At 37.0% G+C, this 25,793-nt stretch carries 27 protein-coding genes and 1 other annotated feature; of the genes, 10 read left to right on the top strand and 17 right to left on the bottom strand.

All coding sequences use genetic code 11. The annotated features are described in order from the left end of the window. The 5 genes from trpC to ACI4WO_RS09080 form a co-directional block, all read right to left on the bottom strand. Positions 1 to 760, bottom strand: a 760-nt coding sequence (gene trpC / locus ACI4WO_RS09100; RefSeq protein WP_439807246.1) for an indole-3-glycerol phosphate synthase TrpC, incomplete at its 3' end; no start/stop codon positions are given. 12 nt (positions 761 to 772) lie between these two features. Beyond that, positions 773 to 2,407, bottom strand: coding sequence for a bifunctional anthranilate synthase component II/anthranilate phosphoribosyltransferase (locus ACI4WO_RS09095; RefSeq protein WP_439807245.1), 1,635 nt, complete (start codon positions 2,405 to 2,407; stop codon positions 773 to 775). Then, complete coding sequence (trpE, locus tag ACI4WO_RS09090; RefSeq protein ID WP_439807244.1) at positions 2,404 to 3,873, bottom strand: anthranilate synthase component I; 1,470 nt, start codon at positions 3,871 to 3,873, stop codon at positions 2,404 to 2,406. Before trpE ends, ACI4WO_RS09095 begins: the two co-directional genes overlap by 4 nt. Before the next feature lie 65 nt (positions 3,874 to 3,938). Next, positions 3,939 to 4,198 (bottom strand) — a binding site (T-box leader). Positions 4,199 to 4,262: 64 nt separating this feature from the next. Next, the gene (locus tag ACI4WO_RS09085) at positions 4,263 to 4,751 is read right to left on the bottom strand and encodes a VanZ family protein (protein WP_439807243.1); all 489 of its coding nucleotides are present in this window, start codon (positions 4,749 to 4,751) and stop codon (positions 4,263 to 4,265) included. 74 nt (positions 4,752 to 4,825) lie between these two features. Further along, on the bottom strand, positions 4,826 to 5,410 hold the full coding sequence (locus ACI4WO_RS09080; protein WP_439807242.1) for a TetR/AcrR family transcriptional regulator C-terminal domain-containing protein: 585 nt from the start codon (positions 5,408 to 5,410) through the stop codon (positions 4,826 to 4,828). A gap of 230 nt (positions 5,411 to 5,640) precedes the next feature. Between ACI4WO_RS09080 and ACI4WO_RS09075 the strand changes: the two genes are divergently transcribed. Genes ACI4WO_RS09075 through ACI4WO_RS09060 form a run of 4 tightly spaced genes read left to right on the top strand, consistent with a single transcriptional unit; the run spans position 5,641 to position 10,622 of the window. Beyond that, on the top strand, positions 5,641 to 6,246 hold the full coding sequence (locus ACI4WO_RS09075) for an AAA family ATPase (RefSeq protein WP_439807241.1): 606 nt from the start codon (positions 5,641 to 5,643) through the stop codon (positions 6,244 to 6,246). Between the two features lie 7 nt (positions 6,247 to 6,253). Continuing rightward, a complete protein-coding gene (locus ACI4WO_RS09070; protein ID WP_439807240.1) occupies positions 6,254 to 6,577 on the top strand; it encodes a hypothetical protein in 324 nt (107 codons plus the stop codon). Next, the gene (locus ACI4WO_RS09065; RefSeq protein WP_439807239.1) at positions 6,574 to 8,634 is read left to right on the top strand and encodes an efflux RND transporter permease subunit; all 2,061 of its coding nucleotides are present in this window, start codon (positions 6,574 to 6,576) and stop codon (positions 8,632 to 8,634) included. The genes ACI4WO_RS09070 and ACI4WO_RS09065 overlap by 4 nt, the downstream gene beginning before the upstream one ends. Positions 8,635 to 8,645: 11 nt before the next feature. Beyond that, positions 8,646 to 10,622, top strand: coding sequence for a hypothetical protein (locus tag ACI4WO_RS09060; protein ID WP_439807238.1), 1,977 nt, complete (start codon positions 8,646 to 8,648; stop codon positions 10,620 to 10,622). A 78-nt stretch (positions 10,623 to 10,700) separates the two neighbouring features. Here the strand turns inward: ACI4WO_RS09060 and ACI4WO_RS09055 are convergent, their stop codons facing one another. The 5 genes from ACI4WO_RS09055 to ACI4WO_RS09035 all read right to left on the bottom strand — a co-directional run bounded on the left by ACI4WO_RS09055 (position 10,701) and on the right by ACI4WO_RS09035 (position 15,901). Next, a complete protein-coding gene (locus ACI4WO_RS09055; protein WP_439807237.1) occupies positions 10,701 to 12,110 on the bottom strand; it encodes a dockerin type I repeat-containing protein in 1,410 nt (469 codons plus the stop codon). A 115-nt stretch (positions 12,111 to 12,225) separates the two neighbouring features. Then, positions 12,226 to 13,167 carry a DMT family transporter gene (locus ACI4WO_RS09050; RefSeq protein WP_439807236.1) on the bottom strand — a complete coding sequence of 314 codons (942 nt, stop codon included), beginning with the start codon at positions 13,165 to 13,167 and terminating at the stop codon, positions 12,226 to 12,228. 63 nt (positions 13,168 to 13,230) lie between these two features. Further along, positions 13,231 to 14,445 (bottom strand): sensor histidine kinase, encoded by a 1,215-nt coding sequence (locus ACI4WO_RS09045; RefSeq protein WP_439807235.1) that lies wholly within the window; start codon positions 14,443 to 14,445, stop codon positions 13,231 to 13,233. Between the two features lie 11 nt (positions 14,446 to 14,456). After that, positions 14,457 to 15,158: a LytR/AlgR family response regulator transcription factor gene (locus tag ACI4WO_RS09040; RefSeq protein ID WP_439807234.1), complete on the bottom strand. Its 702-nt coding sequence runs from the start codon at positions 15,156 to 15,158 to the stop codon at positions 14,457 to 14,459. A gap of 122 nt (positions 15,159 to 15,280) precedes the next feature. Continuing rightward, positions 15,281 to 15,901, bottom strand: a complete 621-nt coding sequence (locus ACI4WO_RS09035; RefSeq protein WP_439807233.1) for a flavin reductase — start codon at positions 15,899 to 15,901, stop codon at positions 15,281 to 15,283. 341 nt (positions 15,902 to 16,242) lie between these two features. Here ACI4WO_RS09035 and ACI4WO_RS09030 point away from each other — a divergent pair, with 341 nt between their 5' ends. The 4 genes from ACI4WO_RS09030 to ACI4WO_RS09015 all read left to right on the top strand — a co-directional run bounded on the left by ACI4WO_RS09030 (position 16,243) and on the right by ACI4WO_RS09015 (position 19,113). After that, on the top strand, positions 16,243 to 17,082 hold the full coding sequence (locus ACI4WO_RS09030; protein WP_439807232.1) for a dockerin type I domain-containing protein: 840 nt from the start codon (positions 16,243 to 16,245) through the stop codon (positions 17,080 to 17,082). A 233-nt stretch (positions 17,083 to 17,315) separates the two neighbouring features. Continuing rightward, positions 17,316 to 17,738, top strand: coding sequence for an Hsp20/alpha crystallin family protein (locus ACI4WO_RS09025; RefSeq protein ID WP_439807231.1), 423 nt, complete (start codon positions 17,316 to 17,318; stop codon positions 17,736 to 17,738). Between the two features lie 218 nt (positions 17,739 to 17,956). Beyond that, positions 17,957 to 18,529, top strand: a complete 573-nt coding sequence (locus ACI4WO_RS09020; RefSeq protein WP_439807230.1) for a chromate transporter — start codon at positions 17,957 to 17,959, stop codon at positions 18,527 to 18,529. A gap of 14 nt (positions 18,530 to 18,543) precedes the next feature. Continuing rightward, the gene (locus tag ACI4WO_RS09015; protein ID WP_439807229.1) at positions 18,544 to 19,113 is read left to right on the top strand and encodes a chromate transporter; all 570 of its coding nucleotides are present in this window, start codon (positions 18,544 to 18,546) and stop codon (positions 19,111 to 19,113) included. Positions 19,114 to 19,401: 288 nt separating this feature from the next. Here ACI4WO_RS09015 and ACI4WO_RS09010 read toward each other — a convergent pair whose 3' ends face one another. The 5 genes from ACI4WO_RS09010 to ACI4WO_RS08990 form a co-directional block, all read right to left on the bottom strand. Further along, positions 19,402 to 19,743 carry a phenylpyruvate tautomerase MIF-related protein gene (locus tag ACI4WO_RS09010; protein WP_439807228.1) on the bottom strand — a complete coding sequence of 114 codons (342 nt, stop codon included), beginning with the start codon at positions 19,741 to 19,743 and terminating at the stop codon, positions 19,402 to 19,404. 65 nt (positions 19,744 to 19,808) lie between these two features. Continuing rightward, a complete protein-coding gene (locus ACI4WO_RS09005) occupies positions 19,809 to 21,149 on the bottom strand; it encodes a citrate/2-methylcitrate synthase (protein ID WP_439807227.1) in 1,341 nt (446 codons plus the stop codon). Further along, the gene (locus ACI4WO_RS09000) at positions 21,142 to 21,624 is read right to left on the bottom strand and encodes a hypothetical protein (RefSeq protein WP_439807226.1); all 483 of its coding nucleotides are present in this window, start codon (positions 21,622 to 21,624) and stop codon (positions 21,142 to 21,144) included. The genes ACI4WO_RS09005 and ACI4WO_RS09000 overlap by 8 nt, the downstream gene beginning before the upstream one ends. A 16-nt stretch (positions 21,625 to 21,640) precedes the next feature. Then, entirely contained in the window at positions 21,641 to 21,937 is a 297-nt protein-coding gene (locus ACI4WO_RS08995; RefSeq protein ID WP_439807225.1) for a helix-turn-helix transcriptional regulator, read from the bottom strand. Positions 21,938 to 22,048: 111 nt separating this feature from the next. Beyond that, positions 22,049 to 22,471 carry a MarR family winged helix-turn-helix transcriptional regulator gene (locus ACI4WO_RS08990; protein WP_439807224.1) on the bottom strand — a complete coding sequence of 141 codons (423 nt, stop codon included), beginning with the start codon at positions 22,469 to 22,471 and terminating at the stop codon, positions 22,049 to 22,051. A gap of 234 nt (positions 22,472 to 22,705) precedes the next feature. Between ACI4WO_RS08990 and ACI4WO_RS08985 the strand changes: the two genes are divergently transcribed. Then, positions 22,706 to 23,380, top strand: coding sequence for a YetF domain-containing protein (locus ACI4WO_RS08985; protein WP_439807223.1), 675 nt, complete (start codon positions 22,706 to 22,708; stop codon positions 23,378 to 23,380). 42 nt (positions 23,381 to 23,422) lie between these two features. Here ACI4WO_RS08985 and ACI4WO_RS08980 read toward each other — a convergent pair whose 3' ends face one another. Beyond that, positions 23,423 to 24,484, bottom strand: coding sequence for an AAA family ATPase (locus ACI4WO_RS08980; RefSeq protein ID WP_439807222.1), 1,062 nt, complete (start codon positions 24,482 to 24,484; stop codon positions 23,423 to 23,425). Between the two features lie 225 nt (positions 24,485 to 24,709). Between ACI4WO_RS08980 and ACI4WO_RS08975 the strand changes: the two genes are divergently transcribed. Next, on the top strand, positions 24,710 to 25,288 hold the full coding sequence (locus ACI4WO_RS08975) for a PduL/EutD family phosphate acyltransferase (RefSeq protein WP_439807221.1): 579 nt from the start codon (positions 24,710 to 24,712) through the stop codon (positions 25,286 to 25,288). 97 nt (positions 25,289 to 25,385) lie between these two features. Here the strand turns inward: ACI4WO_RS08975 and ACI4WO_RS08970 are convergent. Continuing rightward, the coding region (locus ACI4WO_RS08970; RefSeq protein ID WP_439807220.1) for a carbohydrate binding domain-containing protein at positions 25,386 to 25,793 on the bottom strand (408 nt) is incomplete at its 5' end.

Here is a 25,793-nt window from a genome sequence, read left to right as displayed (position 1 = left end):
TATTCATGGTATCTGCAATATTGTCACTTCTCATGAGAGTTTCCCCGATAAGAACTGCGTCTGCACCGTTTTCACGTACTTTCTGCATGTCCTCGTGGGTCGCAATACCGCTTTCGGAAACCAGTACGCATTCATCGGAAATAAATCTGCTCAGTGACGCAGTATTGTCAAGGCTTACCTCAAAGGTTTTAAGGTTTCGGTTATTGATACCCACAATTTTCGGGGAGCATTTTAAAATTGAGTCAAGCTCTTCTTTGTTGTGGGCTTCAAAAAGACAGTTCATGCCAAGTCCTTCGGCAATATCTTTAAATTGCTTCATGGTTTCTGTGTCAAGTACTGCGGCAATAAGCAGTATGGCATCTGCACCGATTGCCCTTGCTTCATAAATCTGATATTCATCAAAAATAAAATCCTTGCGAAGTATAGGGATATTTACCGCTTCCCTGATATCTTTAAGATATCTGCTGCATCCTTTAAAATAAAATTCTTCTGTAAGGCATGAAATTGCATCTGCTCCGGCTTTTTCATAGTTTTCAGCAATTTCAACCGGTCTGAAATCTTCTTTAATAACCGATTTTGAAGGGGATGCCTTTTTTACTTCTGAGATAACAGACAATCTGCCGCCCTTTAATGCAGCATAAAAATCCCGGCAGGGAGTATCCATGTCAAGTGCCGTTTTTTTGATTTCTTCAGGAGAAACTGTATTTTTTTCTCTGTCAAGCTGAATTTTCCGCTTTGCTATTATATCGTCCAATATCATAGTTTTACTCCATTAAAAGCTGTTTGATTTTTCAATAAGCTGATTAAGTTTAGCTTCTGCCCAGCCGCCGTCAATACTAGCAGCAGCAAGCTCAATACCGCCCTTAATAGTGTCAGCCTTTCCGCAGATGTAAAGTGCACAGCCGGCATTGAGCAGAACAATATCACGCTTAGCGTCTTTAATTTTTCCCTGAAGGATTCCCAGAGTGATTTTAGCATTTTCTTCAGCAGTACCGCCTACAACATCTTTTTTATCAGCTTTTTTGAATCCGTAATCTTCCGGATTGATTTCGTAAAATGACATTTCTCCGTCCTTGATTTCACATACAGAAGTATTGTCAGAAATTGAAATTTCGTCCAGTCTGTCATTTCCGTAAACCAGCATAGCTCTCTTTATTCCAAGATTCATTAAAACCTCAGCCATAGGCTTTAAAAGCTCCTTGTCATATACGCCCAGAAGAATATAATCAGTATTTGCCGGGTTTGACAGAGGACCTAAAATATTAAATACAGTTCTGATTCCAGTTTCACGTCTTGCCGGACCTACAAAGCGCATTGAGCCATGATAGCTCTGAGCGAAAAGGAATGAAATACCGATTTTATCAATCATTTCCTTTGCCTGTTCAGGGGAAGAAGTAATTTTAACTCCGAGATTTTCCAAAACGTCTGCTGCACCGCTTTTACTTGAAACGCTTCTGTTGCCGTGCTTTGCAACCTTTACTCCGCAGCCTGCAATAACAAATGAAGCTGTAGTGGAAATATTAAATGTATTGGAAAGATCGCCCCCTGTGCCGACGATATCAATAGCGTCTTTGCAGTCTTTAACAGTATTTGCCTTTTCTCTCATTATTTTTGCAAAACCTGTGATTTCATCAATAGTTTCACCTTTGATTCTCAGAGCAGTAAGGAGAGAAGAAATCTGAGCATCAGTTGCATTTCCGCTCATGATTATATCCATAGCATCCATAGCCTCTTCCTGACTAAGACTGTTTCCATCTACAACTTTGGCAATAAAAGGCTTTAACTGTGTTTTAGGCATTTCCGGTGCCGGAGTGTTTATATTATTCATGTTTATCCCTTCAATCTTTGACAAGAAATTCTTTATTATTATTTTTCCGTAATTTGTAAGAACTGATTCCGGATGGAACTGCAGTCCGTATGTGGGATACTGTTTATGCTCTACAGCCATTATCTGACCCGACGAGTCATATCCGATTACTTTCAGGCAATCTGGAAGACTGCCTTCATCAGCTATAAGGGAATGATATCTTGCACAAACGATAGTTTCCGGAAGTGTTTTAAAAATATCAGATGAAGTGTCAATTTTAATGCTGCTGGACTTGCCGTGCATAAGCTCTTTTGCAGGAACAATTTTTCCGCCGAAAGCTTCACAGATCGACTGATGTCCCAGACAGATACCCAGTATCGGCATTTTTCCGCTGAAATGTTTTATTGCTTCAATAGAAATTCCTGCGTCCTTAGGATATCCCGGACCGGGAGAAACAATAATTGCTTCCGGAGAAAGTTTTTCTATTTCCTCTATTGTAATTTCATCATTTCTTACAACTTTTATATCCGGATAAATCTCTCCGAAAAACTGATATAAATTATAAGTAAATGAATCATAGTTATCTATTAAAAGTATCATAAAGCGGTAGCCTCCCTGATAGCGTTAATCATTGCCTTAGCCTTATTCTGTGTTTCACAGAATTCCTTTTCCGGAACAGAGTCATGAACAATTCCAGCACCTGCCTGAATATAGGCTTTTTTGTTTTTAAATAAAACAGTGCGTATTGCAATACATGTATCTATATTTCCGTCAAAACCTATATAACCTACTGTTCCGCCGTAAAGACCTCTTCTCCTGTTTTCCAGTTCGTCAATAAGCTCCATTGCCCTTACCTTAGGAGCACCTGACAGAGTACCTGCCGGAAGTACTGCCATAAGTGCGTCAAGAGCGTTTTTGTCATCCTGAATTTCTCCCTTGACATCAGAAACCAGATGCATAACCTTTGAATATCTTTCAACCTTCATAAAACTTGTGACTTCAACTGTTCCGAATTTTGAAACTCTTCCCACATCATTTCTTCCCAGATCCACAAGCATTGTATGCTCTGCACATTCCTTCGGATCAGAAATCAGTGATTTTTCCAGTGCCAGATCCTCTTCCTCTGTCACACCTCTCGGAACTGTTCCTGCAATAGGCTTTGTTTTAACTATGCCGTCAGTTACATTAACCAGCATTTCAGGAGATGCTCCTGCAATATTATATTCCTTGTTTTTAAAATAATAAAGATAAGGAGAAGGGTTTGTAGCTCTGAGCATACGGTAGACATTAAAGCTTTCCGGCGGATTGTCAACCTCAAACCGCTGTGATAAAACTATCTGGAAAATATCCCCGTCAACAATATGTTTTTTTGCCTTTTCAACATTATTTATAAATTCATCATGGGTTACATTTGAGTTTACTGTTATATCCTTTACTTCTCCGATACTTCTTGGTCTTTCAAAATACGAAGTGATTTTATCAATTATTTTTTCCATACGTTTCTGAGCTGCCTTATATTGCTGCTCCAGATTTTTGTTATTATAAATATTTATAATAATTATTATTTTACTGCTGAGATGATCATAAGCTACCACTTCATCATATAAAAACAGATGACAGTCCGGCATATGTGTATCGTCTTCCGGGACATTCACAAGCTTTTTTTCCATATAGCGGACTGTATCATATCCGAAATACCCTGCAAATCCGCCGGTGAAATTAGGCATATTTTTAATTTTAGGCGATTTGTAATGTTTCAGGATATTCTGAAGATATTTTACAGGATTTGTAATAATTTCTTCAGTAGTACTGCCGCCCTGTGTACAATATGCTGTTCCACGATCAATTTTCACTTCAACCTTAGGGTTAATTCCTATGAATGAGTAGCGTCCCCACTGATTTCCATTATTTACAGTTTCAAGAATAAAAGCGTTTTCTTCATCTCTTTTAAGGGCTTTGAAAATATGAATCGGTGTAAACGAATCCGATAATATTTCACATGCAACCGGAAAGACATCATATTCGCTGTATTTTTCCTTTGCTTCTTCTATGCTCGGATAAATCATAATTATTCTCCTTTAAAAATTTAAGTAACTTTGCAAAAAGGCAATAAAAAAAGTCCATCATCCTGAAAAGGGACGATAGACATCGTGGTGCCACCCAGATTCAAAAGCTTTAAATATAAAACAAGCTCTCCTTTTTCAGATACTCCGTAAATAACTTCATATCCTATCCCTGTAACGTGGGAAAAACGGCGACAGCTACTTGAAAAACGTTCACTATGCTTCTCACAAATCCATTCATCAGCATCGTATGTACCGGATTCACACCAACCGCCGGCTCTCTGAAACATCGTTTTACTAATTACTTGCCTTTGCTCTTAGAATTTAAAAAATATTATGGTTATATTATATGTCCGGTTTTTTTATTTGTCAAGGGATTTTTAAAAAATAAATTATTTAATTTTTCCCTTTCGCATTTTAACAGCAATCAAAAGAACCAGACATGCCAGAATTATTCCGGTAACCGAACCGGAAAAGTCGATGCACACATCTCTCAGCTCACAGCTTCTTCCGGGTACGAAATATTGATGTATCTCATCGCTTGCAGCGTATGCAAGACAGATAACAGGTGCTTTGACAAGGGGAAATTTCAGTCCGGAAATATGTACCGCCGCAAAGGTAAGTATTCCCAGAACATTATACACCGAAAAATGTGCAGCCTTTCTCACGATAAACTGACATTTATTAATTATTATCTCCTGTTCAGGCAAATTTACAGTATCAAAATTATTGTATATGATTTTTGCCAGTAATTTTGCAAAACCTCCGCTGGTATCTGATGATTCATCTGCATTTTGTGCAGAAAAGCAGAAAATCATGATCATCCACAGGAAAACTGCACTCCATATTAAAATAACCTTATAATTTATTTTTTTATTCATAGTGTCACCGCATTATTATCTTTATTACTGAATAATTTTAACACTGTATAAAATAAATGTCAAGCTTCATATCATCACTGTTTTTGATTCATATCTGCGTTCAGGATAGCTGGCAGAGAAGATTTCAGTGTAATCGAAATATAGTCAATAAGTTTTTGCTTGTCATATGGCTGTTTATTTTTCAGAAGATTTATCAATGTTCCCGCAAGTGCTTCAGTATAAAAATCACACACAAAATCCTTATAATCAGAAGTTACACAGGTTCCTAAAATATCTTCAAGATGATTTACAATACTGTGCATAATCCCGTAGAGATCATTATAGAAAAAACGTTTCAGCTCATCACGTCCCATTGAATCGTAAGCACAGTTAAGAATATGCTTATTCTGCTCCACATAGTCTATGACAAAGTTGATTGCTTCTTCATGGTCAAGCAGCAAATCAAAGTTTTTGACAACTTCAATTGCCTCCTGTTCCAGCATCCATTTCAATAATGCCTGAATATCCTCAAAATGATAATAAAATGTCTTGCGGTTGATTCCGCAGTCGGCAACGATTTCGCTTACTGTTATTTTAGACAGCGGTTTTTTCTCCATGAATTTTTTGAGGGAAGCCGCTATTGTTTTTTTAGTATTTAAAGATGTTACTTCGTGTTTCATTGTAGTTCCTCCTGGTAAAGCACTAATTCAATCTGGTATTGACTTAATTATTATACATTTGTCCACTAATTTTTTCAATAGTTAATTCGGCAGATTTGACCGTCAACCAAGGCGTATCTGTCCGGTTTTTCAACACTTATCCGTATTTGACCGTTGAAAAGATATTAAAATCAGAATATCATAATTATATAAATGAAACAGACACAAAATTCAAAAAAAGGATGGGAAATATGCGAAAGATAATTTGTATCGGAAGACAGTTTGGCAGCGGAGGACATTTTATTGCCCACAAGTTTGCTGACTGTCTGGATATTCCGTATTATGATAAAAAAATATTTGACGAGACTGTAAAATCCGGTATACTTTCAAAGGATATTTTGGAAAAGGCGGAAGAAAAAGCTGCGAATGCTTTTTTTCATACTGTCTATTATGAAGGCGGTGAAAAAGAATATTACGGCATGAACGCAAACGATATTCTTTTTGAAATACAAAAGAAACTGATCCTGAATTACGCCGAAGAAAGCGACTGCGTAATTGTGGGAAGATGTGCCGATTACATTCTGAAAAATAATACTGATTATATGGTTAAAAGCATATTTATGACAGCTCCTATGAAAGACAGAATCCGCATGACTATGGAGGTAGATTCCCTCAGTGAAAAGGCGGCTGCCGCAAAAATCAGAAAATCGGATAAGCTGAGAAGTTCATATTACAACTACTATACTTCATGCGACTGGGGAAAGCTTTCGGATTATGATTTTTGCATTAACACAGCAAGCAATGACGAAGGGCAGATAGTTGACGTATTATGCAAAATTTACGAATGCATGGAATGATGAAAAAATGGAAAATATCAAAACTAATAAATATGAGATAGTACTTTCCTCTCCCATAGGGGATAAAAAAGGGATGTTGACAACCGAAATATCAGGCGATAAAATAAATGGCATAATAAATATAATGAAATATGACAATTTTTTCAGTGGAAATGTTGATGAAGAAGGGAATTGTCATATTTCAGGAGCCTTGAAAACAATTATCCGCAATACAGAATATAAGGCGACAGGTTTTCTGGACAGTGATAAAATCACGCTGGTTCTTGAAACAGACAAAAGAAAACTGATTCTTACAGGAACAGCATTAATTTCAGGAGGTGATAAAACTTGAAAAAGTTTTACGAAAAAGTAACTGCAAAGCCAAAGCTTGTTATCGCAGTATTCGTTATACTGGCAGTTGTCTGTGCACTGTGCAAGCCGTTTATTTCAGTAAATTATGACATGAATGATTATCTGCCGGATAACAGTAAATCAACCGTTTCTCTGGACGTTATGAACGAGGAATTTGACGGCGGAATACCCAATGTCAGAGTTATGGTAAAGGATGTTACTGTTCCGGAAGCTATGGAATACAAAGAAAAAATACAGGCAGTTGAAGGCGTTTCGGACGTTATGTGGCTGGATGACAGTCTTAATATTGATACTCCGCTGGAGTTTCAGGATAAAGATGCAGTAGAAAGCTACTATAAAGACGGCAATGCTCTTTTTTCAATAACCCTGGATGAGGAACACATTCTTGATGGTGTAGATGCCATAAGAGATATTATCGGTGACGATAATGCTATGGAAGGTTCAGCAGTTTCAACTGCTGTTGCTACGGAAAGTACGGTAACAGAAATCGCACAGATTGCCTCAATTGCAGTGGCATTTGTGCTGCTGGTACTTGTTTTTACAACAACTTCGTGGGCAGAGCCTGTGGTTATTTTACTGGGACTGGGTGTTGCAATTATAATCAATATGGGAAGCAACATTATTTTCGGTGAGATTTCCTTTGTATCAAATGCAGCAGGTGCAATCCTGCAGCTGGCAGTTTCCCTTGACTATTCAGTATTTCTTCTGCATCGTTTTGAAGAAAGCAGAAAAGATTTTTCAGACCCAAAGGAAGCAATGGTTGACGCTTTGTGCAAATCCACAAGTTCCATCCTTTCAAGCGGAGTTACTACTGTAATCGGATTTTTAGCACTCTGTCTTATGAGATTCCGCATAGGTCCTGACTTGGGACTGGTTCTTGCAAAGGGCGTTGCAATAAGTCTTATCAGTGTATTTATTTTCATGCCGAATTTCATTCTGACGGTATGTAAAATAATTGACAAGACACATCACCGCAAGCTGGTTCCTGGCTTTGAAAAATTCGGAAAAACAGTCAGAAAGGTAATGATTCCTTTTGCATGCATATTCGCAGTAATTATTGTACCGGCATATCTGGCATCTAATTCAAATGATTACTATTACGGCTCATCTCACATATTCAATGAAGAAACTCAGCTAGGTTCAGATACAGCACTTATTGAAGAAACTTTCGGCAAAAGCGATACTTATGTACTTCTTGTTCCGAAGGGAGATCAGAAAACTCAGCTTGAACTTTCAGATGAGATTAAAAAGCTGCCTCAGGTAAAGGATATTATATCCTATGTTGATACAGTAGGAAATGAAATCCCGCAGGAGTATCTTGATGAAGAAACATTATCCATGCTCGAATCTGAAAATTACAGCCGTATGGTTTTATCACTGGATACTGATTATGAGGGTGAAGAAACCTTTGATCTTGTAGAAGAAATCCGTACTATCGCAGAAGATTTTTACAATGATAAGTATTATCTTGCCGGAAACGGCGTCAGCACTTATGATCTGATGAATACCGTTACAAGCGATATGATGAAGGTAAACCTGATTGCAATTGGTGCGGTTTTTGTTGTGTTGCTGCTGACAATGAAATCAATAAGTCTGCCTGTAATACTGGTGCTGAGTATTGAAACGGCAATATGGCTGAATCTGTCATTCCCGTATTTTACAGATAATACGATTTTCTACATTGCTTATCTGATTATCAGTTCCATTCAGCTGGGAGCAACCGTCGATTATGCAATTCTTATGACTGACAGATATATGGAATACCGCAAGGAAATGCCTAAAAAACAGGCAGTTGTTGAAACAATTTCTTCCTGTACTGTATCAATCCTTACATCAGGAAGCGTGCTTACAGTTGTAGGTTTTCTGCTTGGTTACATTTCTACTCACGGACTTCTGGCACAGCTTGGAATTTTCCTTGGAAGAGGAACTCTTTGCTCACTGGCAATTGTAATGTTCGTTTTGCCGGGTCTGCTGTGTATTTTTGATAAACTTATTGAAAAGACAACAAAAGGTGCTGAATTTTATAAAGGTGTATGAGGTGACTATAAATGAAAATATTAAATAAAACTATATCCGCCGGTCTTGCAGTATTAATACTCATTCCCGCAGTTCTTCCGGTTTCAGTATCTGCGGAAACTTCCGCAGACAAGGAAGAAGTAATTTATATTATGACTGGTGCAGATGGTTCTGTGAACAGTTCGTATGCGGTAAATATTTTCGGAAGCGGAGATATTACTGATTACGGCAAATACGAAAGTGTAAAAATGCTCAATACAAATGATGCCATTACAGTGGACGGAGATAAAATCACCTTTTCCACTCAGGCAGAAAAGGCATATATGCAGGGAAACCTGAAAGAAACAGAAATACCATGGAATATATCAATACGATATTTTCTTGACGGAAAAGAATTATCCCCAGAAGAAACAGCCGGAAAAAGCGGCAGTCTGGAAATCAAATTTAAAATCAGTAAAAATAATAAATGCAAAACAAAGTTTTATGACAATTACGCTTTACAGGCATCCTTTACTCTTGATACCGAGCTTTGCTCGAATATTAAAGCCGATGGTGCAACAATAGCAAATGTTGGAAGTGATAAACAGCTGTCTTATACTATTCTTCCGGGCAAGGGAATCAATGCGTCAATTACTGCCGATGTCAGGGATTTTGAAATGGATGCTGTTTCCATTAATGGTGTGAAAATGAACCTGAATATTGAATATGATGACAGTCAGATAACCGAAAAAGTTTCAGAGTTAAGCGACGGTGTAGAAAAAATTGACGAGGGTGCAAAATCAGTAAGTGATGGCTCTGATCAGCTCAAAGACGGTGGAACTTCTCTGAAAAGCGGTTCTTCCCAGCTTTATTATGGTACAGAAAGCCTTGACAGCGGCGTTGAAAAGCTTTTATCCGGAATTTATACACTCCAAAGCGGTCTGGATGAGCTGAATGCACAGTCGGATACGCTTACATCAGGTTCGGGACAGGTAAAGTCTGCTCTTGCACAGATTCAGAATGCTCTTGATTCTGTTTCTTCTGATACTGAAAGCGTTAAGAAACTGGCTGCTGCATCAGGTCAAATCAAAACAGCAATTTCTGATTTAAAAAGCGGTGCAGAACAGCTTCAGGGAAGTTTAGGATATGCACAGTATAAGGCGGCAATGTCGGCAAACGGACTTGATATCGACTCTCTTGCTGCTGGCAATACACAGGCAATAGACAATCTTTATGCACAAATTGCACAGCTCAATGATACTATTTCTCAGATTCAGGGTATTCCCGGATATGAAGAACAGGCAGCTCAGCTTCAGGCACAGGTTGATCAGCTTTATCAGATAATACAGCTGTTAAACGGCAATAACGGTGCAATCGCAGGAACAGAACAGTATCTGAACGGACTTTCTGATGGTGTTTCTGAACTTGTATCAGGACTTGATCAGCTTGAAGCAAGTTATGATGAATTTGATAAATCAATCGGTACTCTTGCCGAGACATTAAGTACAATGCTTGTAAATGTCAGCATGCTTTCAGATGGTATTGATGCTCTGACTGTTCAGTACAATACCTTAGACGGCGGAATCTGTGACTATACTTCAGGCGTTGATAAAATTGCCCAGGGATATTCAGAGCTTACTGACGGCGTATCTGACCTTGCGTCAGGCAGCAAAGCACTTGTTGAAGGTTCAGATGTACTGGATAACGGAGTAGCCGAATTATATGACGGCATTTCCGAACTGTGCAGCGGTGCCGGGGAACTTTCCGACGGTACAGGTGAATTAAAAGATAAAACTTCAGGTATGGATAAGGAAATAGAAAAGGAAATTGATAATGTAATTTCGTCCATGCAGGGCTCTGACAGTGAAATAACGTCATTTGTTTCAGAGAAAAATACTGATGTTCATTCGGTACAATTTGTAATAAAAACAGATGCAATTGAAATTCCGGAATACGAACCAGAGGAAGAACCGGAAGAAGAAAAGCTCAGTTTCTGGCAAAAGACACTTCATCTTTTCGGAATAGATTAAGATATCGGATTATTTCATTTTTTAAAAAAACACACCTTACAAATTCATGTTTGTAAGGTGTTGTTTTGTCTTAATGTGTTATTTGGAATTCTTATATTCATTTGCAAGGTAACGTGCTATTGCCGCAGCGTCCCTTACATTTATTACATTGTCACCATTAAAATCTGCTCGTTCCGGAAGCTCTTCCTTTTTATTCTGAGCAAGTTTCTGTGCAATAACCGTCGCATCTCTTACAGATAATTTTCCGTCAAGATCTGCATCGCCTTTAATTGTTTCAGTTGTGGAAACAGGTGTAGTAACTGTTGTCTCGGCTGCTGAAACGGAAGTGCTTGCTAATGTTGATGATGATGCGAATGTTGATTCTGCAGTAGTTACTGTAACCTGTTTTGTTGCTGAAGTAACAGCGGCAGTATCCGATGTTTCGGATACATCAGTTGTCTTGGATACAGTAGTATTGACTGTTGTTACAGTTGTAGCAATCGGTTTTGTAGCTGAGGTAACAGCAGTAGTTACAGCACCTTCTGAAACTTTAATTGTTCCCCTGTTCATTACAGCTTTCTGACTCATATCTGTCTGAACCCCGTCCTCATTGTAAACAGAAACAGTAGATACAACTGTAAAGGTTAAATTATAAACCGTACCCGGCTGAGCGTCATCAGGTATCACAAAATCTATTGACGCAATTTTACCGGAAGATATTCCCCCTGTCACACTTGTATATCCGGCAAGGGTTACATATCCGCTGCCGTTTAAATATGTAGCGTTTACATTTTCAGCACCGCTTACTGATTCAGATTTAAGATTTGTGTCATTCCATTTTATTGCAGCATCAATTGCATCAAAATTATACTTACAGTCATAAAGAACATCTACAGTAACTGTTTCTCCCGGTTTTCCTTCAATATCTGACAGACTAACATGCGGAACAGTATCAGTATCAGCACCCTTAACAGTAATTTTACCTGCTGTAATGTCAGCATTATTCAATATATTCAAAGTATTTCCATCGCCGTCAACAGTTCCAAGAACATTAACAGCTTTAAATGTAAGATCATAAATAGTTCCCGGCTGAGCATTTTCCGGAATTGTGAAATCAACTGAAACAATACTGCCGGAAGAAGCTCCGCTTAAGTCAGATGAAAATCCGGCAAAGGTAATATAATTTGAACCTATTACAGATGAGATACCGATTTCAGATACACCTGTAACCTTATCTGCCTTAAGGTCTGAATCCTCCCATTTCATCACAGCATCAATTGAGTCAAGATTGCAGTCCCCACTGAAAATCACATCGACAGTAACCTTATCACCGGGATTCCCTTCGGTATCAGAAATACCAAGTGTATAGTTTCCGCTTTGTTCAGCTGCTGTTTCCGCACTGATATATGCCTCAGGGAAATCATAATATACGGAATTTCCGGATATTAAAATACTGAACACAGCAATTGTCAGGATTACAGGTATAAACCGTTTAGTTAATGTTTTCATTTTTTCGTCTCTCCTTTTTTCGGACATAAAGTGATGCCCATAGATATTAATTTTTTATACTTACTATACTAATATTATACACATATATGAATAATTTGTCAATATTTAAGCAGCATTATTTCCGTTTTTTATTTTTATTTACAACATATATTCCTGTACAAACCAGAATAAGAGCTATCAATCCATTTATACCGAAAGAATCTGATTCCTTAAGAACAATTCCTGAAATAATCACACCGCAAACAGGATTCATAAATCCGAATACTGCGATTTTTGATACCGGATTATACTTAAGCAATATTGACCACAAAGAATATGCAGCTGCTGACACAAACGCCAGATACAGAAGTATTGATACAGATGAAACGGTTATATTTCCGAGCTTTCCCCCTGATACTGCACTTATAAGCCATAAAATCAGTCCGCCGATACAAAACTGCCATCCGCTCAGCATAACGGGATTTTCCCCGACAGAATATTTTTTCATAAGTACGGACGAAAATCCGTTTGCTATTGTACTTAAAAATATAAATCCGTCTCCTGATATACTAAAGCTCATATTTCCCTTAAGTCCGCCGGCATTTATAACAATGATACCGGCAAAGCCGATAATACAGCCGATTATTTTCTTCACTGTAAGCTTTTCAAGTCTGAATATTAATGATGATATCAGAATTGATGTAAAAACATTTGCAGCAACTATAATTGCCGCTTTGACACCTGTAGTATGAGCAAGTCCGATATAATAGAAAAAATACTGCAAAACCGTTTGAAAAAGGCTTATTATCATTATTTTATATAAAGATTTTTTATGAGGAACAAGAAGCTTTTTCTCTCCGATACTTCCTGCAATAAGTGCCATTATACCTGCAATAAAAAATCTTATTCCGGCAAATACCATCTGATCCTGCCACGCAGATGCCTGTATTCCAAATTTTTCATATCCCACTTTAACGCCTGAAAAAGCACTGCCCCATAGCGCTGAACATATCAGTGCAAGCAGTGCTGCTGCCCATGTTTTTGAGAGCAGTTTTTCTTTTCCTGTTTTATTTTCCATTTTTTGTTTTCTTCTTCCCTCCTGTTTTTTCAGAACCTGTCACATTTTTAATGTGACAAGTTCTCATTCAAGACTATTATACATAAAAGCATTTACACAGAATTTTTTATCAGCAGGATTTATTTCCAGAATCCCATGATATTTTTCAATGGCACGACGAACGCTCAGCAATCCCAGTCCATGCTCACCGTCTTTTTTATTTTCTGAATTGCTTTCCGGATTATAGGTATTTTCAATATACATTTTAATACAGCCTTTATAATATTTAATTTTTACTACAAGCTTCTTATCATCAGTATTCTTTAATGCCTGCAATGAATTATCAAGAAGATTTCCAATAATAGTATTAAGATCAAATGAAGTTACAACCAGTTTGTCCGGAAGACAAATATCACAGTAAAATTCAACCCCCATTTCATTTGCAAGTGAAAGCTTGTAATTTAAAAGACAGTCAATATCATTATTTCCCGTACTCACATATTCTTTATCCACAGATGTAAATTCTCCCATCTGGTCAATATATTCAACCGCCTTTTCATATTTCCCGTCTGTCACCAGTTTCTTTATCTTATACATGTGATTTGTTATATCATGTTTTAAAAGTCTTATTTTCTTCTGGGATTCATTCAAAATATCCAGCTGATTCTGATATGCTTTATTTGATATCTCTATCATATGCATTGTATGCTGCATCTGAAGCTGTTTGAGATCTTTGTCATACATATAAAAATTCAGAAAATTTATCAGAAGAAGTATTACTGATACCAAAAGACTTTTAAAATTAAATTCATTTATAGTCAGCTGTCCTACTGTAATAGTTCCCAGTGAAATCAAAACTATAAACCATATATGATTGGATTTAAGTTCAGTTTCTCTGTTAGTTATAAAATGCTTCAGAATAAAAACAAATATCAGCAAAAGTACACTTTGAAAAACTCCCTTTTCCACCAGAACAGAATCCGGCGGCAAAACAGAGAAAATAAGCAGATCAGTGAACATGCCAAGCGCACAGGCTGACAGAGCACAAAATATTTTTCTGCCTAATATTGATTTATGATACTGAAAAGAAATCAGAAACAAAGGTACAATATTAGTAAGCAGATTAACTATAAGATTATCAAATAATAAAAATCCGACTGAATTCATTGCATAGTATCCTAAAAATGTCAGTGCTTCAATCCATTTATTAAAACGGCTTTCTCCCAGAATCAACTGGAAAAATATGTATACAGCATAAACATGCACCAGATTTGAAGATAAATATAATATAGTTTCCATTCGTTTTCCTTTCATTGCAGTGCCAGACGGTCACGTACTTCATTGCGATAACTCCGGCTTATCTCAATAACTGATTTATCAGACAACTCTATATAGGTAAAACTGATTTTGATAATATGCTGAATATTTACCAGTACTCCCCTTTTAACCACTACAAACTGAGATCTGAGCTTTTCGGCAACACTCGCAAACACTCCATAAAATGCAATATTATTGTCAATAGTATGCATAATCATTTTCTTGCCGTCACTTTCAAAATAAATAATTTCATTTAAAGCAATACGATGTCGCATATTTTCATATGTATATTCAAAAAACTGATAAGTCTGATTATAATAAATCATATATTTTGTAAGACATGAATATACTTTTTCCTCTTTAAGCGGCTTTATAAGAAAATTAAAGGGTTGAATATCAAAAAGTTCCATGGCATAATCAGTTTTAAACGAAATAAAAATAATCTGCATTTTCATATTTTTATAATAATTTCTTATTTTTTTACTGAGTTCTATGCCGTCCATTCCCGGAAATTCAATATCCAGAAACAAAAGCTTATAATCCGTTCCATTATCCATAGCTTTTTCAAGAGCTTCACATGAAGTGAAAATATCGCATTGAATATTATATCCATATTTTATTTCAAACTTATTGATAAACTGTTTTAGTTCATCACAAATAGCCTCATCATCATCTGCCACTGCCATTCTTATCATAAAATATCACCTCAGAAATATCATACCACAATTTTTTCATCAATTCAACAAAATCTGACAATTTATACTATTTTAATTTCAAATAAAAACAGGGATCATTAACGATCCCTGTTTTAAAAATATCAGCCGGATATTTTTTCAAAATCTGAAGCCGGATGCTTACAAAGCGGACAGATAAAATCAGCCGGGAGTTCATCTCCCTCATACTCATATCCGCACACCTTACATCTCCATACAGTCTTTCCGCCGGAAGTTTTTGAAGTCTCCGGCTTTGGTTTAATATTCTGATGATAATAGGCATAATCCGCAGAAGGTGTATCCGACAGTACTTCCATATCATTTACTGATGCGATAAACAGTGTATGACTTCCAAGATCCACAGTCTGTTCCACGCTTGCACTGATATATCCATTGGTACCGCTTGTCACATAATAAATTCCGTTTTTACTGCGTTTTGCATCAGGAAAATCCTTAAACTTATTTACATCACGTCCGGACTGAAAACCAAATCTTTTAAAGATATCAAATCCGGCGTCCTGACTTAGTATCGAAATATTAAATTTACTGGAGCATGACAATAGCTCATGAGTGTAATTGCTTTTATTAACAGTAATACTGATTCTGTTAGGTTCAGAAGTAACCTGTCCTGCCGTATTAATAATACAGCCGCTGTCCACTCCGTTGAATTCTGACGTAAGAACAAACAATCCGTAAGTAAGCTTATACATTGTGTTTTTATCCATTATTATCACCCGCAATTATAATATTTACCCGGAAATCATAGTATATCCGGATTAATTTATTTTCTCTCATTTATAAGTATATATCCCATTCCATAAAAAGTCAATACCTTAAATAGTTTATCTTATTTTATTAATTATTATTCTGCTTTTTCCGGAATAACTGGTATAATATTACAAAATTTACCAAAAGTAAAAAAAAAATCATTCCAAGTATTGACTTTTTAAAATAACGGAGTATAATTTAATTATGAAATGCAAGGTATTATTAATAAAAAATAGATGCATCTATATTTACTTTGCACAGATTAAAATTACTCTAAAAATTAAAGAAAGGAAAAATTATGAAAAAATTAAAAAAGATATTGGCTGTAAGTTTAACCAGTATTACGATTGGTACAGCATGTATAACTCCATTCTCAAATATCTGTATTGAAGCAGCTGATGAAAATTATGGTGCTGGCGGAGATTTACTTGATTTCACAAATACACGCGGATATTATAACATGCAGTATATAGTAGAAATGTCTGAAACACTGTTCACAAAAGAGCTGACCAATGATATAAACAGAAGAACCAGCGGTTATTTTAATTATACAAAAGACTCATCTTCTGAAATATATGAGAAAGTCAAAGAGATGTGTGAAAGCGGAGAAATTGATAAATATTTGTCAACTGATGAAGACGGAAATACATGGATTTCAGTTTCAAAGTTTATTTCTGTTAATGCAGAACAAAAAAATGATAGTTATTATATGGGACAGCTTCAAAATTCGTTCAACACTATGCTTTCAAATATTTTTAACAGTTCTGACCACTATGAAGCTTCATATCCAAAAGATTTAACTGAAATCAATTCAAACCTGTATGTATCATATGCACAAATAAAGGTCAACTTAAATAAAGCATTAGTAAACTATAATCAAAAAGAATTTGAAGCACTGGATTACGCAAAAATATTCTATGCATTGGAACAGTTAGATGCTGCATATTATGTTTCAGGCGATGCCAATTCCGACGCAGAAGTCAATGTAAGGGACGCAGCTTTTATAGCTCAGAAACTGGCTTCAAAGAAATCAGATGAACTTGACAGTACAGCCGATTTCAACTGTGACAGCAAAAATGACGTAAGAGATGCCGCCGCACTTGCTTCTTATCTGTCAAAAAAATCCACTGTAAAATAATAATTTACTCATACCAATTTATATTTCAAATCAATTAGCACTCTCATGCTGAGAGTGCTAATTTTCTTCAATTTATCACAAAAGCTTAATAATCCTGTCATTTAACGGAAGTATCATATAGACAATGAAACAAGAAAGGAAATGATACCAATGGAAAGATTAAATAAATTTTAAAATCTGCATATCATAAAAGCATGTGGGGAAATATCCCCGAAAGTCAGGAGGAATTATTTATGTATGGACTTACACCGTTTGAAAACAACTTTAATCTTTTCAATGCATTCAATGATTTTGAAAAGGACTTTTTCGGAGCTTCAATGCCGCTGAAAGCATGCAGGACTGATATTCGTGATGAAGGCAATAAATATGTTATGGAAGCTGAACTTCCGGGCTTTGAAAAAGATGACATCAAACTTGATATAAATGGCAATTACCTTGTAATTACCGCTGAACACAGAACTGAAAATGACGAAACAGACAGTGCCGGAAATTATATCCGCAGGGAACGTTCCTATGGTTCATATCAGAGAAGCTTTGATATATCCGATGTAGATCAGAACGCAATTAATGCAGAATACAAAAACGGTATTCTCTTTATTGATCTTCCTAAAATGCAAATTGAACAGCCGTCTTCAAGAAGACTTGAAATAAAATAAACAGTATAACGAAATATAATGTTTCGTAAAAATATAAACAATGCCCCCATTTTACGGGGGTTTTGCATTATATAATAAGGGTATGCCTTTTATTATGCCGGCATACCCTTTTTTGTATTCAGCTTTTTTGATATTGTATAATAAGAATATGTATAAAAAATATAAATTTACAAATAGTACAGATGATGCTATAATAAAATAAAAACAGGAGTGTTTATATGAGTGAAAAATCAAAAAAGCTATGGATTTTATTTAAGTCAATGTTTGTATTAAGTGCCTGCACATTCGGCGGCGGATTTGTTATAGTATCTCTGATGAAAAAGAAATTCGTTGAGGAACTGAAATGGCTTGAGGAAGATGAAATGCTGGATGTTACTGCAATAACGCAGTCTGCTCCCGGACCGCTTCCGGTTAATGCTTCAGTAATCATCGGTTACAGAATGGCTGGAATTGCAGGTTCGCTTGCAGCAGTCTTCGGAACAATACTTCCGCCTATGATTATCATTTCTGTAATTTCACTTTTTTATGACCAGTTCCGGACAAATAAATATATAGCCACTGCACTGCAGGTTATGCGTGCGGGAGTAGCAGCAGTAATTTTTGATGTTGTTATTAATCTTGCCAAAAATGTATGCAAAACCAGAAGGTTTCTTTATATTGCAATGATGATCACTGCATTTATATGCACATATTTCCTTGGCGTAAGTGCAATAATAATTATTCTTGTATGTCTTGGAATCGGACTTATTGATCTGGCAGTTTCAGTCAGAAAAACCAGAAAACAAAATTAAGGGGGGATTTAAAAATGCTTTTGCTGAAATTATTTTTTGCATTCATTCAGGTAGGATTATTCAGTGTAGGCGGCGGATATGCTGCAATCCCTCTTATTCAGGAGCAAATTGTAAATGTCTATGAGCTTATGACCATGGAAGAATTTTCAGACCTTATAACTGTTGCAGAAATGACTCCCGGTCCGATATCCATAAACTCATCAACATTCGTAGGAATGCGGCTTGCCGGGATAGGCGGAGTACTTCTGTGTACTCTGGGATGTATTATCCCCTCCTTCATAATCTGCCTTATTCTCGCTCACTTTTACTATAAATACCGCACTGTAGGCGGCGTACAGACAGTCCTCTCAGCCCTGCGTCCGGCAGTTGTAGCACTTATCGCCTCAGCCGGAGCATCTATACTGATGCTGGGACTTTTTCAGACGGATATTTTTTCTGCCTCACTTAAAAATATCCGGTTTGCAGAACTTGGAATATTTGCTCTGTCACTTTTCCTGCTTCGCAAATTCAAGTTGAACGCTATTTCTGTTATACTTGGGAGTGGAGTAATCGGTACAGTTATTTATGCAATAATGGGAATTTAAAGTTTATATTATGCAAATAATATTTGTTTAAAGGTTTTAATCAAGCTTTTTTAAAAGCTTGCGGTTTCCAAAGGCGGAGCCTTGGTCGCCCTCCGCAGAGGGCGAAATTCCTGTGCCTTAGAAGCGCTTTTACGGGAGTGAATTCCAAAATCAGTCCTGAGGACTGTTCTGGAAGAGGGGACGCTTTGCAAGTGAAAGCGTTCCCTGATTTACTTTAAATTTAAACTTATATACAGCTGATGCTCCGGAGAATAATATCTCCGGAGCATTTAATTTAAAGATAGATAATCAGAAATTAGAACCATTCCATCCCCAGTTGCCTGTAGCGTCATATTTAACATAAATGCGTGACTGCTCAATAGAAAGCTGTTCATTCAGAATATTACAGATTTTTTCTGTCAGCATATTAAATGCAGCCGGATTTTCCTGTCCGTAAACGCTTACCTCCACCATAGCTGCAGGAGCATCGTCTCCCTTAAAGTAGAGAACATGTTCCGGTTCAATTCCAACCATAAGCCAGCTTTCCGATTTACCGGGAATCAAAGAAATTGCCTGACCAAGTTCAGATTTAATTGCTGTCTTCTTTTCATCAGAAACAGCAGTATTTGTTTTTACATTAATAAACGGCATATATTTATACCTCCGAAATTTTATTTACTTTAATTATATCACATTTATAACAGATATTCAATAGCTTAGCTTTTGCATAAATCATTTTTTTCCATTACACTCATATAAGCCGGACGGATAATTTTGCTTGTACCGATAAGTTCTTCAATTCTGTGTGCACTCCATCCTACTACACGTGCAATAGCGAACAACGGCGTATACAGCTCTGTAGGAATACCCAGCATATCGTAAACAAAACCGCTGTAAAAATCCACATTCGGGCTGACTCCCTTGAACATACGGCGTTTTTCAGCAATAAGCTCCGGTGCAAGTTCTTCCACATACTGATATAACATCAGATCATTTTCTTTTCCTTTTGCTGCTGCAAGCTTTTCAACATAGCCTTTCAGTACACGTTCTCTGGGGTCAGAAATACTGTAAACAGCATGACCGATACCATAAATCAGACCCTTTCGGTCAAACGCTTCCTTGTCAAGTATCTTTCCGAGATAATCCCTGATTTCGTCCTTGTCAGTACAGTCGGAAACATGAGTACGGATATCCTGCATCATTTCCATAACCTTTATATTCGCACCGCCATGCTTAGGTCCCTTAAGAGAGGACATCGCTGCTGCAATCGTAGAATAGGTATCAGAACCGGAAGATGTGACAACTCTTGTTGTAAAGGTTGAATTGTTTCCGCCGCCATGCTCCATATGAAGCATCAGTGCAACGTCAAGTACTCTGGCTTCAAGCTGAGTATATGAACCGTCCGGACGCAGCATATAAAGGAAATTTTCTGCTGCCGACAATTCCGGCTTCGGGTGATGTATATACATGCTGTCATAATTTTCATAGTGATTATAAGCATGATAGCCATATACTGCAAGCATCGGGAATACGGCAATCAGGCTCAGGCACTGCTCAATAGTATCCTCAAGCTTTCCGGAATTTGTAGACTTGTCATAGGATGACAAGGTAAGGATACTTCTGGTCATAGAATTCATAATGTCTTTGGTCGGTGCCTTCATGATTACATCACGGGTAAAATCAGGCGGAAGATTTCTTAAAAATCCCAGACATGACTTGAATTCAGAGAGTTCCTTTTCATCAGGCATTTCACCGAACAGGAGAAGATACGCTGTTTTTTCAAAACCGAATTCCCCGTCCAGTCCTGAGATAAGTGATTCTATCGGATATCCTCTGTACCACAGTTCGCCGTCACACGGAACACGACTGCCGTCTACATTTTTAAAAGATACTATATCTGAAATACGTGTAAGCCCGGTTAATACGCCCTTTCCGTTTAAGTCACGCAGTCCCCGGTTTACTCCGTATTCCTGAAACAGAATATCAGATATATTATCATTTTTCATACATAATGAACTTTTATTTTCAAGAAAATCATTCAATACCTTTTCATTCATTCGTTTGTTCCTCCCTTTCAATTTCACGATTCATTATTTCTTCCAGTGCCGACATTTCGCTGAGCAGTTTTAAAAATCTTTCATGTCCGAACTGTTCTATTACATTGGTGTGAAAATCTGTAAGAATATCACTCTGCTCCAGAACTGCCTGCATACCCACAGATGTAAACTGAATATAAGTACCCATTTCTCCTCCGCCGTCATGCTTCCATTCAACAAGTCCCTTTTCCTGAAGCTGACGAACCATTTCGGTTATAAATGTTATTGGCATTCCGGCAGCCTGTGACAAATCCTTAAGATAAAACTTCTGATTTTCCTCTGTCTGTTTTACTTTATCAGAAAGAAACCACATAATAGCATAATCCAGAACAGAAACCTTATGGAACAGTTTCTGAATATTTATTTTTTCATGAGGAATCCGGGCAAGCTGTTTTGCTCCGGAAGCTGCAAGTGATGTATTTTCATTTGGTGTCATCGTAAGTTCCTCCCTTTTACAGATACTGATTTCGTTTTAAAATATGGTTTACAGAAGCCTCATGCATAAATTCATCCCTGACATCCTTATCTACAAGATTATCCGCATTTATATGTGAGAACATTTCATCTGGTGTAATACCGTAAAGCTTGCAAAGCATCATCCATTGATTAAGTGTCGGTTCCAGTTCCCCGTTTTCCCACTGTATTACCTGCTGTGGACTGCATTTCAGAAACTGTGCCAGTCTTTCGGGTGTATATTCAGCATATTCTCTTAATGCCTTGAGTTTATTTCCTGTTGTATTCTCGTTCATAATATTTGTTCTCCTTTCATAAGCACTAACAAAATTACTAATTTAGTTAGCAATACGGTTTAAAATTTACCTACAGCTTCTCTTAAGCTGCAGATCTTATCACATATAAAATTATCCCTCTGAAAGTATACCCATAAGCTTTTTTTGAATACGGACATACTCGGCAGCATCATCTTTTCCAAGCTTTTCAAGTATTTTCACCATATACTTTACTGTTTCCTGATGATATTCCTCCAGTAATGAAACACCTTTTTCACTTAGCTTTACGATAATCTGTCGATTATCCCTTGAATCAGGAAACCTCATAATCAGCTGATCATGTTCCAGATGATTTAAAAGTACAGCAATTCGTGCAGTGCTTACAACCATTTCATCGCTTAAGTCTTTTGGATGTGCCTGATTGTTATGATTTTTCAGGTAATTCAAAACAAATCCTTCACCCTTCATTACCTTTGAAAGCTTTCTTTCAAACCGGATCTGTGGCTGACTGCTGCGCATATTGACGAGTTCTTCGGCCATGAGATCATAGTCCATAAGATCATCCCCTAATTTAAATAGCTATTTCAGTTAGCAATTATAGTATATACCTGCCGGAAGAAAATGTCAAGGCTAATGCATTAATTTTGTGATTTGGAACAAATAATCAGTTTTATTTAGCTTTATTTTTGCCTTTTCATACAACTACAAGCAATTGATTCTATATAAATGTTTATTTCGTAAATTTCCGGGAATACTTATAAAAGAAATCATGCTACCCGGAGGTTGAAAATGGAAATACTCAAACTTATACTGACATCACTGTTATCTGCTGCGGCTTTATTTATAATTGCAAAAATAATGGGACATAAACAGATAGCCCAGCTTGACTTCTTTGATTACATCAGCGGCATCACCATAGGTTCTATTGCTGCCGAGCTTGCCACAGAACTGGAAAAACCATGGAAGCCGTTAATTGCCATGATAATTTACGGTGCGATTGCATTTATTCTTAGTATTATGACCAATAAGCTTCCAAAGATACGAAAGTATGTAAACGGTTCTCCCACAATTATTATGAATGACGGTAAGCTTTACCGGAACAATATGAAAAAAGCAAAGCTTGATCTGAGCGAGTTTATGGTTATGTGCAGACAGGCAGGATACTTTAATCTGAACGATATACAAACGGCAGTTTTTGAATATAACGGAAAACTGACTATACTTCCAGTAAGCAGCAAGCGTCCTGTAAATCCTGCTGACATGAATCTTAATCCTCAGCCTGAATATATCAGCACAGAAGTCATTATGGACGGAAGAATTCTTGATGAAAACCTGAAACGGCTGGGACTGGATTTAAAATGGCTTCAAAAGCAGCTGGAAATACAAGGATATCATAACGCAAAGGAAATTTACCTTGGAGTCTGCGACAGCAGCAATAACCTTTCACTTTTCAAAGGAGAATGAATGTAGTTTTAAAAAAGGGCACTCAGCAATGAGTGCCCATATTTATGAATTTTTCAATGTTTGTATAAAATCCTCAGTCATTTTATCAAGCCGTTCAAAATCAATGGCGTCAATATAATATTTTTCAAGCTCATCATGAATATCCAGAGCAGTTTTAAGACTTGCTGCTGCCTCCTGTGAAAGTTCACAAGAAGCTTTCCTGTCAAAGTTTATACGCTGTTTTTTTGCACTTAACAATTCCTTATTATAAAATCTTGAAAAGTTAATTACATTTTCGTTATCATATTCAAGTTTATTGAAGAAATTTCCGGTTACAAATGCAAGCCCCAGTTTTTCAACAATCATATGCTCAAATGTATTGCTGTGGAGCATCGTACATTCACTTACAGTCACATCATATCCATATTCTGTAAACAATCCGGCAAGGGTTTTAAGGAAATAATCTCCTCCGGCAAAAAGGTCATCATTTATAAAATATTTTGAGTATTCTCCTGTTACAGGATGAGTTTTATAATTTTCAGTGGTAAACGCTGAAAGCTGTTTGAATTCAATACTGCCTGTACGGTCAGATTTTGATTTTGGTATAAGCTTCCGGAAAAGGCGTCCGATATAGCCCTGAAGCTTTTCCTTATTAAGACAGTCTTCTGCAAGCCTGTAAATATCAGTATTCAAGGAAGAAAACGCCTCAACATAGCATTTTACACGGTTATGATATTTCTGGTTTTCATCAAAGCAGTACTTTACAGCTTCGGTATGTTCCTGCATTTTTTTCTTGTCCCAGAATTCTCCCAGATTTATAATTTCCTGAGATACTGCCGGATAAAGTGCTTCAAAAACATGTGGTGCAGTTCCGTCAACAACTATGATTTTTTTATCTTCTATTACAACGGCGTCCAGAGAATTCAGATCAGATGAGCAGTAATAAACTGAAACCGGATGATCTTCAAATGCCTTTGCAATTTTTTTCATAAGTGTTGATTTTCCTGTCCCCGGACCTCCCTTGAGTATGTAGGTATAATATCCGGGCTTCTTGATCTGTTCGATAAATTTTGACTGGAATCCTTCTGGAGAAGTTCCGCCTAAAAAATAAACTTTTGTACTCATAATTTCCCTCCGGTTTAATAAATTTTACTCTATATATTATGACGCATTGTGAAAAATGACACAGATCAGGCAATTAACTTAATGCCTGTATGATACCATATGAATTTCTCTTTATAAGTTTCTGCAAAATACAGCATATTATTTAAAAAAGTTTAAATATCTCCTTGACCTTTAGTGAAAAAAGTAGTAAAATTATATTAAATGAAATTATTGGAGGAAAAACAAATGTCTAAAAAATTTATTGTTGAAACTTCTGCAAGACATGTTCATGTCACACAGGAACATCTTGAAATTCTTTTCGGTAAAGGTGCAGCACTGACTCACAAAAAGGATCTTTCCCAGCCGGGACAGTTTGCATGCGAAGAGAGAGTTACTATTGTAGGACCCAAAAAGGAAATGCCTAATGTATCAATTTTAGGTCCTGTCCGTCCTGAAACGCAGGTAGAGCTTTCTGCGACAGACGCCCGTTCAATCGGAATTGCAGCTCCTATCAGAGAATCCGGCGATCTGAATGGCTCAGGAGCATGTAAGATAATCGGTCCTGCAGGCGAAATTGAAATTTCTCAGGGTGTTATTGTTGCAAAGCGTCATATTCATCTTACTCCGGAAACGGCTGCAGAAATGGGCGTCAAGGATAAGGATATAGTATGGGTCAAGCTTGACACAAACGGCAGAAAAGCTGTTTTAGGGGATGTTGTTGTAAGAGTTTCTCCAAAATATGCTCCTGCTATGCATATTGATACCGATGAATCAAATGCTGTAAGTGCATTCAATGGTCTTGAAGGCGAAATTGTTAAGCTTTAATTAAATTAAAAGGACAGTACTCTTTTGGGAGTCTGTCCTGTCTGCATAAAACCCCTGATCTTATTACCGATCAGGGGTTTTTTAGTATTAACTTTTCTTATCCGGCATCTTCCGGATTAACTTCAGTAAGTGAAACATTTTTTATGGTATATGTACCTGCACTGCTTCCGAAATTAAAGAACAGAAACCAGTCGGAAGCTGTGTCTTCAGTCATGGTAAAGGTGTATGTGTATTTTTTCATTTCAGATGTAAGTACAGGATCTCCATACCAGCAGCCCGGATAGGAGTTTCCTGACTGACGTATAACACCAATATTCATATTCGTATCTGATGTACATGAAGCTTCAAATGTCAGACGATAGGTTTTTCCGGTTTCAATGGTAAGTCCCCTTGCCTGTGCCTGTATATCCCATGGATTGGCTCCGGCAGAGCCGACCATTGCTGTAAATGAATTATCCGTATTGCTGTAAGAGAATGATGCCAGACCATAATGCGTCCAGGAAGA

Source organism: Porcipelethomonas sp. (assembly GCF_051893655.1).
Taxonomy (GTDB): Bacteria; Bacillota; Clostridia; order Oscillospirales; family Ruminococcaceae; genus Porcipelethomonas.
Note: the sequence above shows the minus strand (reverse complement) of the source record. Positions and strands in the feature narration are given on the sequence as shown.

What these genes read in the sequence shown, in the direction of transcription:
- ACI4WO_RS09030 (WP_439807232.1), top strand. Translation starts at nt 16,243, where the DNA reads ATGAAAAAATTAAAAAAGATATTGGCTGTAAGTTTAACCAGTATTACG.
- ACI4WO_RS08995 (WP_439807225.1), bottom strand. Translation starts at nt 21,937, where the DNA reads ATGAACGAGAATACAACAGGAAATAAACTCAAGGCATTAAGAGAATAT.
- ACI4WO_RS09015 (WP_439807229.1), top strand. Translation starts at nt 18,544, where the DNA reads ATGCTTTTGCTGAAATTATTTTTTGCATTCATTCAGGTAGGATTATTC.
- ACI4WO_RS09085 (WP_439807243.1), bottom strand. Translation starts at nt 4,751, where the DNA reads ATGAATAAAAAAATAAATTATAAGGTTATTTTAATATGGAGTGCAGTT.
- ACI4WO_RS09045 (WP_439807235.1), bottom strand. Translation starts at nt 14,445, where the DNA reads ATGGAAACTATATTATATTTATCTTCAAATCTGGTGCATGTTTATGCT.
- ACI4WO_RS09070 (WP_439807240.1), top strand. Translation starts at nt 6,254, where the DNA reads ATGGAAAATATCAAAACTAATAAATATGAGATAGTACTTTCCTCTCCC.
- ACI4WO_RS09025 (WP_439807231.1), top strand. Translation starts at nt 17,316, where the DNA reads ATGTATGGACTTACACCGTTTGAAAACAACTTTAATCTTTTCAATGCA.
- ACI4WO_RS09095 (WP_439807245.1), bottom strand. Translation starts at nt 2,407, where the DNA reads ATGATACTTTTAATAGATAACTATGATTCATTTACTTATAATTTATAT.
- ACI4WO_RS09075 (WP_439807241.1), top strand. Translation starts at nt 5,641, where the DNA reads ATGCGAAAGATAATTTGTATCGGAAGACAGTTTGGCAGCGGAGGACAT.
- ACI4WO_RS09040 (WP_439807234.1), bottom strand. Translation starts at nt 15,158, where the DNA reads ATGATAAGAATGGCAGTGGCAGATGATGATGAGGCTATTTGTGATGAA.
- ACI4WO_RS09055 (WP_439807237.1), bottom strand. Translation starts at nt 12,110, where the DNA reads ATGAAAACATTAACTAAACGGTTTATACCTGTAATCCTGACAATTGCT.
- trpE (WP_439807244.1), bottom strand. Translation starts at nt 3,873, where the DNA reads ATGATTTATCCGAGCATAGAAGAAGCAAAGGAAAAATACAGCGAATAT.
- ACI4WO_RS09080 (WP_439807242.1), bottom strand. Translation starts at nt 5,410, where the DNA reads ATGAAACACGAAGTAACATCTTTAAATACTAAAAAAACAATAGCGGCT.
- ACI4WO_RS09050 (WP_439807236.1), bottom strand. Translation starts at nt 13,167, where the DNA reads ATGGAAAATAAAACAGGAAAAGAAAAACTGCTCTCAAAAACATGGGCA.
- ACI4WO_RS09035 (WP_439807233.1), bottom strand. Translation starts at nt 15,901, where the DNA reads ATGGATAAAAACACAATGTATAAGCTTACTTACGGATTGTTTGTTCTT.
- ACI4WO_RS09020 (WP_439807230.1), top strand. Translation starts at nt 17,957, where the DNA reads ATGAGTGAAAAATCAAAAAAGCTATGGATTTTATTTAAGTCAATGTTT.
- ACI4WO_RS08975 (WP_439807221.1), top strand. Translation starts at nt 24,710, where the DNA reads ATGTCTAAAAAATTTATTGTTGAAACTTCTGCAAGACATGTTCATGTC.
- ACI4WO_RS09060 (WP_439807238.1), top strand. Translation starts at nt 8,646, where the DNA reads ATGAAAATATTAAATAAAACTATATCCGCCGGTCTTGCAGTATTAATA.
- ACI4WO_RS08980 (WP_439807222.1), bottom strand. Translation starts at nt 24,484, where the DNA reads ATGAGTACAAAAGTTTATTTTTTAGGCGGAACTTCTCCAGAAGGATTC.
- ACI4WO_RS09005 (WP_439807227.1), bottom strand. Translation starts at nt 21,149, where the DNA reads ATGAATGAAAAGGTATTGAATGATTTTCTTGAAAATAAAAGTTCATTA.
- ACI4WO_RS08985 (WP_439807223.1), top strand. Translation starts at nt 22,706, where the DNA reads ATGGAAATACTCAAACTTATACTGACATCACTGTTATCTGCTGCGGCT.
- ACI4WO_RS09010 (WP_439807228.1), bottom strand. Translation starts at nt 19,743, where the DNA reads ATGCCGTTTATTAATGTAAAAACAAATACTGCTGTTTCTGATGAAAAG.
- ACI4WO_RS09000 (WP_439807226.1), bottom strand. Translation starts at nt 21,624, where the DNA reads ATGACACCAAATGAAAATACATCACTTGCAGCTTCCGGAGCAAAACAG.
- ACI4WO_RS08990 (WP_439807224.1), bottom strand. Translation starts at nt 22,471, where the DNA reads ATGGACTATGATCTCATGGCCGAAGAACTCGTCAATATGCGCAGCAGT.